Origin of the sequence: Ralstonia sp. 24A2 (assembly GCF_051783885.1) — a bacterium.
Classification (GTDB): Bacteria; Pseudomonadota; Gammaproteobacteria; order Burkholderiales; family Burkholderiaceae; genus Ralstonia.
Map to the genome: position 1 here is coordinate 1,388,631 of NZ_JBPVZD010000003.1, position 12,584 is coordinate 1,401,214.

Here is a 12,584-nt window from a genome sequence, read left to right on the forward strand (position 1 = left end):
GGATCATCGTTTCAGCGCTTGAGCCAGGGCAGGGTGTAGAGCTTGTTGTCGTTGGCATACGACGTGTGGATCTGCTGCTGCACGGCTGGCGACTCCTGATACAGCTTGATGAAGCGCGCGATGCGCGGATCGCCCGCGTTGTCGCGCCGCGCCACGAAGCGGATGGCGAAGTACTCGTCGTCGATGCCCGAGTACAGCAGGCCAGCGCCGGCAACATCCCCCTTGCCCGCATTGACGAAGTGCGCCGGATAGCCCTGCGCGAGGTCCACGTCGTCCAGTGCACGCACGAGCTGCGGGCCTTCGATTTCGACAAACTTGAGCTTCTTCGGATTGGCGACCACGTCATTGAGGGTGCCGCGCGCGCCCACGCCATCGCGCAGCTTGATCAGCCCCGCCTTCTGCAGCAGCAACAAGCCGCGGCCCTGGTTGACAGGGTCATTGGCCACCGCCACGCGCGCACCGTCCTTCAGATCGGACAGGCGCTTGATCTTGCTGGAATACAGGCCAATGTTGCCCAGCACGCCGATGCCGACGCTCTTGAACGCGTAGCCGCGCTCCTTGATGGCGTTGTCCAGGAAGGCCTGGTGTTGGAAGTAGTTGAGATCCAGGTCTCCCGAGGCAAGCGCGACGTTGGGCGTGGTCCAGTCGGTCAGTTCGACCACCTTGACGTCCAGCCCCTGCTTGCGGGCTTCGGCGGCGGCCACCTCTACGGAATCGGCCAGCGCGCCGGGCGTGACGCCAATGCGCAACGGTGCCGCATACGTGGCAGCGGTCAATGTGAGGGTGGCGAAGGCGAGGAAGAGTCGATGTGTGAGCTTCATGGGTGTGCATGCCGCAAAGGGAACATGGGGTGATTCCAGCATGGCGGGTGGCCCTATTCCCACGAATATTTGCGTAGATGGTTACTCGGTCAGGACATGGTGACGTGTTGAGGTGTGCTGGCGGCGGCACGCGAGTACAGCGATACTGACGCCTTACGCCCGGCGCACGCATGCCGGGCGAAGGCAGTTCACCTCAAGGAGCGGAGACCAATGAGAGCGTCGTACAAGCGTCGTGGTGCAGTGATCGGGCGGCTGTTGCGGCTCGTGATCGCAGTGGTGGTTGTGGTGGCGGCCTATGTGGCCTTCAACACATGGCGGCATGGTTCGCGCCAGCTCGATGTGCCGGCCGTCACGCCGGTGGCTGTGGATGGCCCGGCGGCAGCGGCGCACCTGGCCGAGGCCGTGCGTGCACGTACCGTATCCAGCGCCACCGACGCGCAGTTGAACGCAGACCAGTTCCGCCAGCTGCACGCCATGCTCGAAGCGCGCTACCCGAAGGCGCACGCCGTGCTGCAACGCGAGCAGGTGGGTGACTTTGCACTGCTCTACACCTGGAAGGGCTCTGACCCGTCATTGCAGCCCATCATGCTGATGGCGCACCAGGACGTCGTGCCCATCGCTCCCGGCACGGAAGGCGACTGGAAAGAGCCACCCTTCGACGGCGTGGTGAAGGACGGCATGGTCTGGGGCCGAGGCGCGTGGGACGACAAGGGCAACCTGATCTCGCAGATGGAGGCCATCGAACTGCTGGCCGCCAACGGCTTCAAGCCACGCCGCACGATCCACCTCGCCTTTGGTGCTGACGAAGAAGTGGGCGGCGACCGTGGCGCCAAGCAGATCGCCGCGCTGCTCAAGTCGCGCGGCGAGCGCCTCGATTTCGTGATCGACGAAGGGCTGCTGATTACCGAAGGCGTGTTGCCAGGGCTGACCAAGCCGGCAGCGCTGATCGGCGTGGCGGAGAAGGGCTTCCTGTCGATGCAGCTCAAGGTGTCGGCCACCCCGGGGCATTCGTCGATGCCGCCGCCGCATGGCCAGAGCGCCATTGCCATGATGAGCGCCGCGCTCAAGCGCCTGGACGACGATCAGCTGCCCGCCGGCATTCGCGGTGTGGCGCAGGAGATGTTCCAGACGCTGGCGCCTGAGATGCAGGGCTTCAGCCGTGTCGCGCTGTCGAACCTGTGGCTGTTCGGCCCGCTGGTGCAGAAACAGCTGGAGGCGTCTGCCAGCTCCAATGCCATGCTGCGCACCACCACCGCGCTGACCGTCATCCAGGCCGGCAACAAGGACAATGTGCTGCCCGGCCGTGCCGAGGCCATTGTCAACTTCCGCCTGCTGCCGGGCGACACCGTGGCGTCAATCACCGAGCACGTGGAGAGCGCCGCCAAGGCAGCGGCACCCAACGGCAAGTTCGAGCTGAGCAACCTGCCGGGCGTGAGCGAAGCCTCGCCGGTGTCGCCCACGCAATCGGCGTCGTATCAGTTGATCAACAAGACGGTGCGCGAGCTGTTTCCGGGCACCGTGGTGGCGCCGGGATTGATGATTGGTGCAACGGATTCGCGTCACATGATCGGTATTGCCGACCACGTGTATCGATTCTCACCGGTGCGCGCCAAGCCGGAAGACCTGCCGCGCTTTCATGGCACGAACGAGCGGATTACCGAGGCCAACCTGGTCGAGCTGATCCGCTTCTACCACCGCTTGGTTCAGCAGGCGGCAGGCTGAAGCGCAGGCCGTTCAGGACGAGCACCGACTTAGCGCTCACTGCCCGTGGGCGTTCTGTTGCTCGTGCGAGGGCTTTGGCGTGGACGGTGCCTTTGCGCGCCGTCCACGCGTAGCGAGCCAGCACAGGATTGACCCGGCCACCACCATCGACGCGCCTTTCCAGAACGCGAACGACAGCGGAGCATGCAGCAGCGCAGCCGCCAGCGCCGCAGAAAACACAGGAATGAAATACGACGCACCCGCCAGCACCGTGACGTTGCCGTGCAGGATGCCGACGTTCCAGGCCGCATAGCCGAACCCCATGGCGGAGGCCGCCAGTGCCAGGTAGATGACCGCAGAGACGCCGAAGTGCATCGCACCGCCGCCCGTGGCGAAGAATTTGATCCACAGGGTGAGCGCCGTCAGCATGAAGAACAGTGTGACGCCGTTCTTGCCCTCGGCAATGCGGGCGGTGACCGTGCAATACGCCGCCCAGATCACTGCCCCCGCAAAGGCCAATCCGTAGCTGAGCGGGTTGTCCTGCACGTTTGCGGCCATGCCGGCGATATCCAGCCCCTGATCACCGCCGAGCACCAGACAGATCCCCAGGATAGAGACCAGGGCACCCGGCACGATCAGGGCGTTCGCCCGCTGCTTGTTGAACGCAATGGCCGACAGCATGGTGAAGGTCGGCCACAGGTAGTTGACCATCCCGACCTCGATGGCCTGCCGGCCATTGTTGGCGTAGCCGATCGACAGCGACAGGCACAGCTCGTACGAAACGAACAGAAGGCTGCCCCACACCAGATAACGCCGGGGAAAGGCCTTCAGGTTGCCGAACCCCACCGAGAACACCAGCAGCACCGACGCGACCGTATAGATCATGGCGGCGCCGCCCACCGCCCCCAGGTTCTGGCTGACACCGCGGATCAAACCAACGATCGAACTCCACAGCAACACCGCGATGAGTCCGATGAGTGTTGCCCTACTTTTGCTTTGCATAACGCTGGCCTGCGCGGATTGGTGGATCTGAAGTCAATGCTGTTCATACCTACCACACCCTGTTGTTCCACCCTGGCCAGCCGGACGCGCTTCCGACTGGGTCGGAGGGTGCGACGGAGAAGCCTGATGGGCAAAGGGGCGATGGGCGGTCAGTTTAACAATCGGACCCACAGGCCCAGACCATGAACCGAAGTGTTCGTGAAAGACTCTGAACAGTTCAGCAAAACTGTTCACAACTGTTCATGTCAATGCCTTGGTGCGCCGCGCAAGATGGGGTTGTGCCGACCAGCAGTGCCCAATACCAAATACATCCACCACGAACCCCGGCACAAGGAGTCTCAATCATGCGCGAAATCAGGATCTTCGAACTGGACCGGCCGGGCGTGCCGGTGAGCTGGCGGTCGGCACGGGCCCAAACCATCGCCGCACAAGCCGGGCTGTTGTGGGTCACGCAAGAGCACCAGATGCAGGACATCTGGCTCAAGCCCGGCCAATCGATCGACGTACCGGCGGGCGTGCGCTTCTGGCTCTCCGGCGAACCCGTCGACGGCGTGCCGGCGCGCTTTGCCGTCACGGAAGACATCAACGCGCCGCGCCGTCTGCTGCGCTTCATCGGCCAACTGGTGGCCGCCGCCTACCGGCAGGTCCTGCGCGACGACGGGCGTGATGCCACGCGTACGCCGTCGGCGTTGCGCATTGGCACCTGAGAAGACTAAGCCGGAAACACCAGCCGGAACTCGGTCCGCCCACCCGGCGGGCTGCTGGCCCGCACCGTACCCCCGTGCAGGTCCATGATGGTCTTCACGATGGCCAGTCCCAACCCCGTGGACTGGCTGGATTGCACCCCGGATTGCGCTCTTGACGGGTCTCCCCGGTAGAAGCGCTCGAACAGCAGCGGCAGGCTCGCGGCCGGAATGGTCGGCCCCGGGTTGCGCACCGCAATGCTGATCTCCTGGAGCAGGTGCTCCACCACCACATCGATGCGCTCGCCCGTTGGCGTGTAGCGTAATGCGTTGTCCAGCAGGTTGTTGATCGCCCGGCGCAGCAGCGTGGCATCTGCCCGCACCTGCGCATCGCCCGTGACGTGGATGGCGATGTCGCGATCGGCGGCCACCGCCTCGAAGTAGTCCACCAGCACCTGGATCTCGTGCCGCGCGTCGAGCGGCGCAACAGACAGCGCCACGCGCGCATGGTCGGCACGTGCGAGGAACAGCATGTCTTCGATCATGTGCGACAGGCGTGCGTACTCCTCCAGGTTGGATTCCAACACGCTGCGGTACTCCTCCACCGTGCGCGGGTGGGCGAGCGTCACCTCGGTCTGGCCGACCAGGTTGGCCAGCGGCGTGCGGAAGTCGTGCGCCAGGTCTGCCGAAAACTGTGAGAGCCGCGCAAAGCCATCCTGCAGGCGCGTGAGCATGGCGTTGAGCGAGGCCATCAAGTCAGCCAGCTCGCGTGGCGCACCCTCAAGCGCGAGGCGTGTGTCGAGTTGGCTGGGCACCACCGCAGCAGCTTGCCGACCGATGCGCTCCAGGCCCCGCAACGTACTGCGCACCAGCGCCAGGCTCAGCAGCGCCACGGCAGCCACACCACCAATCACTGCAAAGACGATGTGCCGCTGGTAATTGGCCAGCAGCGCGGCACGGCTGTCGCCATCCTGCGCCACGAGCACCATGACTTTCGTACCCGTTTGCCCCAGCCACGCCTCTGCCGCGACTGCCCGCGATGTGATGCCGGACATCGACATCCAGGTATGCACGGCCGATTCCGTTGGCGGCACCGCAGCCCGAACCGCGGGTGGCACCGTCACTTGTTCGCCTTCCGGATTGACTTCAATCAGCGTGCGTCCTTCAAGCGTGGCCACACGCAGGATCAACCCGTCGTGGCCGGAGACCACGTCGGTATAGCGGTGCGCATTGCGTGTCAGATCGTCTGCACCGAGTGCCTCGCTGGTGAGGTGGCGCAGCTGCGTGATCTTGCCGAGCAGCATGGCGTCGTCGGTGGCGCGCAGCTGGGCGTTGAGCGCGTAATACAGGTACGTGCCGGCCGCGGTGAGCGTAACGGCCGCTACCGCAACGAAGGCCAGCACCAGCCGGCTGGCAAGCGATGCAGGCCAGCGCATGAGCGGATCCATCAGCGACCCACCGCGTCCAGCACGTAGCCCATGCCGCGCAGCGTGTGGATCAGCTTGTGCTCGAAGGGGTCGTCCACCTTGGCGCGCAGGCGGCGGATCGACACATCGACCACGTTGGTGTTGCTGTCGAAGTTCACGTCCCACACCTGCGAGGCGATCAGCGAGCGCGACAGCACCTCGCCCGCGCGGCGCGCCAGCAGGTGCAGCAGCGCGTATTCCTTGGCGGTCAGGTCGATCTTGCGTCCGGCGCGCGTGACGCGGCGCTTGATGGTGTCGATGGTCAGGTCGGCAATTTCGAGGACGTCGCTCTCGCGCATCGGGCCGCGCCGCAGGATGGTGCGCACGCGCGCCACCAGTTCGGCAAAGGCGAAGGGTTTGACGAGATAGTCGTCGGCGCCCAGTTCCAAGCCCTTGAGGCGGTCGTTCAGGTCGTCGCGCGCCGTCAGGAACAGCACCGGCGTGCTCTTGTGACGGCGCAGTTGCTGGATGAGCTGCCAGCCGTCCAGGCCGGGCAGCATGACGTCGAGCACGATCAGGTCGTAGTCGTGTTCCATGGCCTGGAAGAGGCCATCGGGGCCAGTGCGGGCGAGGTCGGCCACGAAGCCGGATTCCGTCAGGCCTTTCAGGAGGTAGTCGCCCGCCTTGGGCTCGTCTTCAACGATGAGCAGTCGCATGATGAAAGTTGCGGGCGTGCGTGGTACGACGCTGCCCGTCTTGGCTGCCGATGCCGCCACGATATGCCAAAACCCCTGTAGCGGGGCCGAAGATGACAAGTTTGTCATGTTCAAGTCATGCCTGCGTGGCGACCCCCTCCCTAGACTGGCCCCACTGACACCGCCCCCTTCCTGTCTTGCTGGTGTCGGGTTATCCAAGGAGATCATCATGGCGATTCGATTCCAACGTGTACTGCTGCCTCTGGCCACCTCTGCCGCGTTGGCAGCATTGCTGGCTTCCGGCGCCGCCGTGGCCGCCCAGGACCATCACGAAGCCTGGGGTGTCCCACAGGTGAAGTCGATGACCGCGCCGCTGGCGAAAGCTGGCCCGCGTGACCCCTACACCGATGGGGCGAAAACCGGCACACGCGATCCGTACACCGACGGTGCCGCAGCACAAGTCGTGCTCGAAGCCCGCATCGGCCCGCGCGACCCGTACACCGATGGCGGCCTGACCGACACGCGTGGCCCGCGCGAGCGCAATCCGTACACCGACGGCGCCCTCGTGTGATGCGTCGCAAGCCCTGGCTCTATCGGCCCGTAGGAGCGGCCCTTGCGTGTCTTCTAGCTGCTCCTTTGGCTGCCGTGGCGGCAACTGACCCTGTCACCCCGGTGGCCCTTTCTGTATTGGGCAATGGGGTTGCCGGCCAGACCGAACGCGTGACGCTGCAGCAAGCGGTAGAGCGCGCCATGCAGACGCATCCCGCACTGGCGGCGGCGGGCTACGAGATCGCCGCCAGTGAAGGTGCGCTGGATCAGGCGAGCCGCCTGCGCAACCCCGAGGCCGCGTTCATTACCGAGGACGTGCGCCGCAACCGCGCCACCATGACGGCGCAACTCAATATCCCGCTGGAGCTTGGCGGCAAGCGCGCAGCCCGTACGCGTGCAGCCGAGCTGGGGCGTGACGCCGTCACGCAAGACGCGGCAGTCCTGCGCGCCGAGTTGCGCGCCGACGTGACACGCACGTTCTTCGATCTGGTGATCGCGCAAGAACGACTGACGTTGGCACAGGCCTCTGACGCACTGGCCGCGCAGGCCGAGTCGGCTGCAGCGCGGCGTGTGCAGGCAGGCAAGGTGTCGCCGGTAGAGCAGACCAAGGCCGGCGTGGCGCGCGCCAGCGCAGCTATCGAGCTGCGTGATGCGAGCGCCGAATTGCTGGTCGCACAACGCGCCTTGTCTGCGTTCTGGGGCGGCGCCGTTGCTGCACCGGAAGCCGATGGTAGCGCAGAGACACTACCCATCGTGCCGCCCGAGGCACGCCAGGCGACAAGTCCGACCACAAGCGCGCTGGACAACACCCCCCGCGCCGTCCGTGCCCGTCTGGAGATCGACCGCCGTCAGGCGCTCGCCAACGTCGAGCGCAGCAAGCGCGTGCCTGATGTGACGGTCAACGTAGGGGTCAAGCGCGACAGCAGTGCGAACAACAACATGGCGGTGCTCGGCATTGCGGTGCCGCTGCCATTGTTCGATCGTAATCAGGGCAACCTGCTGGAAGCACAGCGGCAGGCCGACAAGGCCTTCGAAGACTATCGTGTGCTGCAACTTGAGCAGAACGCCACGCTGGCGCAAGACGTTGCGCGGCTCGATGCCGCGCGTACGGCGGTGCAGTCACTGCGCCAGGACGTGCTGCCCGGCGCGCAACGTGCCTATGACGCCGCGCGCATCGGCTTTGACGCCGGCAAGTTCAATTTTCTCGATGTGCTGGATGCCCAGCGCACGTTGTTTCAGGCGCGTGCGCAGTACCTGGCCGCGTTGTCGCGCGCGCACCAGGCGGCAGCCGGTATCGATCGCATTCTCGGCCGGTGATCCGGCACCTCTCTCTTTGCTGACATGACACTTCCTCCGCAACAACGGCGCGCCATCGCGCTCATCGTCGTGCTGGGCGCGTTGGCCGCCGCCGGGCTGTGGTTTGGCATGGGCGCACGCCAGGCCGCCACCACCGACGCAGAGGCCGCACCCGCGCCAGCCGCGTCAGAGCAGGCCGAGGCGCCGCACGCCGAGACGCTCGCCATGACGGCCGAGGCCATCGCCAATGCCAAGATCGGCGTGGAGACCGCGGGTGTGACGGTGTTGCGCACGGAAGTTGTCCTGCCAGGCGAGATCAAGCTGAACGAAGATCGCACCGCACACGTGGTGCCGCGGGTGGCGGGTGTGGCCGAGAAGGTGGCGGTGGAGCTGGGGCAAGCCGTGAAGCAGGGCCAACTGCTTGCGGTGCTGTCGAGCCCCACGCTCTCGGACCAGCGCAGCGAGCTGCAGGCTGCGCAACAGCGGCTGGCGCTGGCGCAGGAAACCCACGCCCGCGAGAAACGCCTGTGGGAGCAGGGCATTGCCGCCGAGCAGGACTACCAGCAGGCTCGCACGTCGCTGCAGGAGGCGCGCATTGCGGCTGACAACGCGCGTCAGAAGCTGACGGCCATTGGCGCGGCACCGTCTGGGTCGGCGCTCAACCGTTTCGAGTTGCGCGCACCATTTGATGGTGTGGTTGTCGCCAGGCACCTGTCACAAGGCGAGGCCGTGCAGGCCGAGACCGCGGTCTTTACCGTGGCTGACCTGCGTACCGTCTGGGCGGATTTCTCCATCACCGCCAAGGACCTGGAAGCGGTGACCACCAACGCCGCCGCCACCGTGCACGCCACTGCCACCGGCACGTCCGTGCAGGGCAAGGTGTCGTACGTGGGTGCATTGTTGGGCGAGCAGACACGCACGGCCCCCGCACGTGTGACGCTCGACAACCCCAAGCTGGCCTGGCGCCCGGGCATGTTCGTCAACGTGTCGGTGGAGTCGGGTCGCGTGCAGGTACCCGTGGCCGTGCGTGCCGATGCCGTGCAGACCGTCGACGACAAGCCCTCGGTGTTCGTGCCCGTGCAGACTGGTTTTGAGGTGCGCCCGGTCAAGACCGGCCGTACCGACGGCACGTGGACAGAGATCGTGGAAGGCCTGCCCGCAGGCACGCGCTATGCCGCCGCCAACAGCTATGTGCTGAAGGCCGAAGCCGGCAAGTCCGCAGACCACGGCCACTAAGAGGAGGCGCCATGTTTGAACGCCTTCTGCGAACCGTCATCGCGCAACGCTGGCTGGTGCTGCTGGCCGTGCTGGCCGCTGCCGCATTCGGTGCGTACAGCTACACGCGCCTGTCCATTGACGCGGTGCCCGACATCACCAACGTGCAGGTGCAGATCAACACGCCGGCACCGGGCTACTCGCCGCTGGAGACCGAGCAGCGCGTCACCTATCCGCTGGAGACGGCCATGGCCGGGCTGCCAAAGCTGGAGCAGACGCGCTCGCTGTCACGCTACGGCCTATCGCAAGTCACCGTCATCTTCAAGGAAGGCACCGACATCTACTTCGCGCGCCAGCTGGTGAGCGAGCGCCTGCAGGCTGCCAAGGAGCAACTGCCCGCCGGCATGGCGCCAAGCATGGGCCCCGTCTCTACCGGCCTGGGTGAAATCTATCTCTGGACCGTCGAGGCTGACGCCAATGCGCGCAAGCCAGACGGCGCCGTCTACACGCCGGCCGACCTGCGCGAGCTGCAGGACTGGGTGATCCGCCCGCAGATCCGCAACGTGCCGGGCGTGACGGAAGTGAACACCATCGGCGGGTTTGCCAAGGAATTCCTCGTGGCAACAAGCCCCGAGCGGTTGGCTTCGTACAAGCTCACCCTGGCCGACGTGGTGGCCGCGCTGGAGCGCAACAACGCCAACGTCGGCGCCGGCTACATCGAGCGAAAGGGGGAGCAATACCTCGTGCGTGCGCCCGGTCAGCTGCGCGATGCGGCCGACATCGGCAACGTCGTGCTCGCCAGCCCGAATGGCACGCCGGTGCGCTTGCGCGATGTCGCCACCATCGAAAGCGGCAGTGAATTGCGTACAGGCGCCGCGACGAGCAACGGGCGCGAAGTCGTGCTCGGCACTGCGTTTCTGCTGATGGGGGAGAACAGCCGTACGGTATCGCAGGCGGTGGACAAGCGCATGCAGGAGATCCGCAAGACGCTGCCGGCGGGCATCCGCGTGGAATCGGTTTATGACCGCACGGTGCTGGTCGACAAGGCCATCGCCACGGTCAAGAAGAACCTGCTGGAAGGCGCCATCCTGGTCATGGCTGTCCTGTTCCTCTTCCTCGGCAACCTGCGCGCGGCGGTGCTGACGGCGCTGGTGATTCCGCTGTCGATGCTGATGACCTTCAGCGGCATGGTGTCTGCCAAGGTGAGTGCCAACCTGATGAGCCTGGGCGCGCTGGACTTCGGCATCATCGTCGACGGTGCGGTGGTGATCGTCGAGAACTGCGTGCGGCGCCTGGCGCATGCACAGGAGGCGCGCGGCCGACCGCTCACACACGCCGAGCGCTTCGATGAGGTGTTTGAAGCTGCCCGCGAAGCGCGTCGCCCGCTGCTGTATGGCCAGCTCATCATCATGGTCGTGTACCTGCCGATCTTTGCGCTCTCTGGTGTGGAAGGGAAGATGTTCCACCCGATGGCGATTACGGTGGTGCTAGCACTGGCTGCCGCCATGATCCTGTCCATCACGTTTGTGCCGGCGGCGGTGGCGCTGTTCATCGGCGAGCGCGTGGCAGAGAAGGAGAACCGCCTGATGGGCTGGGCGCGCCGCATGTATGCGCCGCTGCTTGAACGCGTACTGGCTGCGCCGGCCGTGGTGCTGACCTTTGCGGCGGTGACGGTGACGGTTTCGCTGGTGGCCGCTACGCGCCTCGGTGCGGAGTTCGTGCCCAACCTGAACGAAGGCGATTTCTCCATCCAGGCGATGCGCGTGCCGGGCACGGGGCTGGCGCAATCGCTCGACATGCAGATGCAGATTGAGCGCACGCTCAAGGCGAAATTCCCTGAGATTGAACGCGTCTTTGCCCGCACCGGTACGGCCGAGGTGGCAACCGACGTGATGCCGCCCAGTATCTCCGATGGCTACATCATGCTCAAACCGGAGAAGGACTGGCCCACCGGCCCAGACGGCAAGCGTCGCAACCGCGATCAACTGCTCGCCGACATTCGCACCACGGTGGAGGCACTGCCCGGCAACGCGTACGAGTTCTCGCAGCCGATCCAGCTACGCTTCAATGAGCTGATCTCGGGTGTGCGCAGTGACGTGGCCGTCAAGCTTTTCGGCGACGACATGACTGTGCTAGAAGCGCAGGCCCGGATCGTGGCAGCCCAGCTTGGCAAGCTGGCCGGTGCCGCCGAGGTGAAGATCGAACAGACGGGCGGCTTGCCATTCCTCAACGTCGAGATCGATCGCGACAAGGCGGCACGCTATGGGCTGTCCATCGGCGCCATTCAGGACACGGTATCGGCGGCCATCGGTGGCAAGGACGCTGGCACGGTGTTCCAGGGTGACCGCCGCTTCGGCATCGTTGTGCGCTTGCCGGAAACCTTGCGCAGCGACCCGACCGCGCTCGGCCGTCTGCCGCTCGCGTTGCCGAACGGCCAGGGCTACGTGCCGCTGGCGGATGTGGCGACGCTCAACGAGGTGACCGGCCCCAACCAAGTCAGCCGCGAAGACGGCAAGCGGCGCATCGTCGTCAGCGCCAATGTGCGTGGGCGCGACATCGCCTCGTTCGTGGAGGAGGCGCAGGCTGTGCTCGACGCACAGGTGCGTTTGCCGACCGGCTACTGGATGGCGTGGGGCGGTCAGTTCGAGCAGTTGCAGTCGGCCACCGAGCGCCTGCAGATTGTGGTGCCGCTGGCGTTGGCGATGGTGCTCACACTGCTGTTCATGATGTTTGGCAACCTGAAGGACGGGCTGCTGGTGTTTTCCGGCATTCCGTTTGCGTTGTCGGGCGGCATCCTGGCGCTGGCATTGCGCGGCATTCCGCTGTCGATCTCCGCCGCGGTGGGCTTTATCGCGCTGTCGGGCGTGGCCGTGCTCAACGGGCTGGTGATGTTGAGCTTCATCCGCAGCCTGCGCGAGGGCGGGCAGTCAGTCGATCAGGCGGTGCGGGAAGGGGCGCTCACGCGGTTGCGCCCCGTCCTGATGACGGCGCTGGTGGCTTCGCTGGGCTTTGTGCCGATGGCACTGGCGACGGGGACCGGCGCGGAAGTGCAGCGACCGCTGGCGACCGTGGTGATCGGCGGGATTCTGTCGTCGACGGCGCTGACGCTACTGGTGCTGCCGGTGTTGTACCGGCTGGCCTATCGACGTGATGAAGGGCGGGAGGGGGCAGCAGCGCAGGCGGATGCGGTCGTGCCATCCGCTGCGCCGTAGGGGG

Annotated in this window: 10 protein-coding genes; 6 read left to right on the forward strand and 4 right to left on the reverse strand. The window is 65.7% G+C overall.

Translation table 11 applies throughout. The features are described from left to right. Window positions 1–11: 11 nt before the first annotated feature. Window positions 12–821 (reverse strand): MetQ/NlpA family ABC transporter substrate-binding protein, encoded by an 810-nt coding sequence (locus ACS13N_RS23865; RefSeq protein ID WP_438934066.1) that lies wholly within the window; start codon window positions 819–821, stop codon window positions 12–14. A gap of 210 nt (window positions 822–1,031) precedes the next feature. On the opposite strand from ACS13N_RS23865, the gene ACS13N_RS23870 reads away from it, so the two are divergent. Beyond that, window positions 1,032–2,543 (forward strand): M20 family peptidase, encoded by a 1,512-nt coding sequence (locus tag ACS13N_RS23870; protein WP_438934067.1) that lies wholly within the window; start codon window positions 1,032–1,034, stop codon window positions 2,541–2,543. Between the two features lie 36 nt (window positions 2,544–2,579). Here the strand turns inward: ACS13N_RS23870 and yddG are convergent, their stop codons facing one another. Continuing rightward, window positions 2,580–3,524 (reverse strand): aromatic amino acid DMT transporter YddG, encoded by a 945-nt coding sequence (yddG, locus tag ACS13N_RS23875; RefSeq protein WP_438934068.1) that lies wholly within the window; start codon window positions 3,522–3,524, stop codon window positions 2,580–2,582. Window positions 3,525–3,868: 344 nt separating this feature from the next. Here yddG and ACS13N_RS23880 point away from each other — a divergent pair, with 344 nt between their 5' ends. Further along, window positions 3,869–4,231 carry a DUF2917 domain-containing protein gene (locus tag ACS13N_RS23880; RefSeq protein WP_438934069.1) on the forward strand — a complete coding sequence of 121 codons (363 nt, stop codon included), beginning with the start codon at window positions 3,869–3,871 and terminating at the stop codon, window positions 4,229–4,231. Window positions 4,232–4,236: 5 nt separating this feature from the next. On the opposite strand, the gene ACS13N_RS23885 is transcribed toward ACS13N_RS23880, so the two are convergent. Together ACS13N_RS23885 and ACS13N_RS23890 are read right to left on the reverse strand one after the other, a co-directional pair. Further along, window positions 4,237–5,643: a heavy metal sensor histidine kinase gene (locus tag ACS13N_RS23885; RefSeq protein WP_438934070.1), complete on the reverse strand. Its 1,407-nt coding sequence runs from the start codon at window positions 5,641–5,643 to the stop codon at window positions 4,237–4,239. Window positions 5,644–5,654: 11 nt separating this feature from the next. Continuing rightward, the gene (locus ACS13N_RS23890; RefSeq protein WP_438934071.1) at window positions 5,655–6,329 is read right to left on the reverse strand and encodes a heavy metal response regulator transcription factor; all 675 of its coding nucleotides are present in this window, start codon (window positions 6,327–6,329) and stop codon (window positions 5,655–5,657) included. A 208-nt stretch (window positions 6,330–6,537) separates the two neighbouring features. Here ACS13N_RS23890 and ACS13N_RS23895 point away from each other — a divergent pair, with 208 nt between their 5' ends. The 4 genes from ACS13N_RS23895 (at window position 6,538) to ACS13N_RS23910 (ending at window position 12,580) form a co-directional block, all read left to right on the forward strand. Continuing rightward, on the forward strand, window positions 6,538–6,879 hold the full coding sequence (locus tag ACS13N_RS23895; RefSeq protein WP_438934072.1) for a hypothetical protein: 342 nt from the start codon (window positions 6,538–6,540) through the stop codon (window positions 6,877–6,879). Window positions 6,880–6,980: 101 nt separating this feature from the next. Further along, window positions 6,981–8,174 (forward strand): TolC family protein, encoded by a 1,194-nt coding sequence (locus tag ACS13N_RS23900; RefSeq protein WP_438934073.1) that lies wholly within the window; start codon window positions 6,981–6,983, stop codon window positions 8,172–8,174. A gap of 24 nt (window positions 8,175–8,198) precedes the next feature. Then, window positions 8,199–9,389 (forward strand): efflux RND transporter periplasmic adaptor subunit, encoded by a 1,191-nt coding sequence (locus ACS13N_RS23905; RefSeq protein ID WP_438934074.1) that lies wholly within the window; start codon window positions 8,199–8,201, stop codon window positions 9,387–9,389. 11 nt (window positions 9,390–9,400) lie between these two features. Next, on the forward strand, window positions 9,401–12,580 hold the full coding sequence (locus ACS13N_RS23910; RefSeq protein ID WP_438934075.1) for an efflux RND transporter permease subunit: 3,180 nt from the start codon (window positions 9,401–9,403) through the stop codon (window positions 12,578–12,580). The last annotated feature ends 4 nt before the right edge of the window (window positions 12,581–12,584 follow it).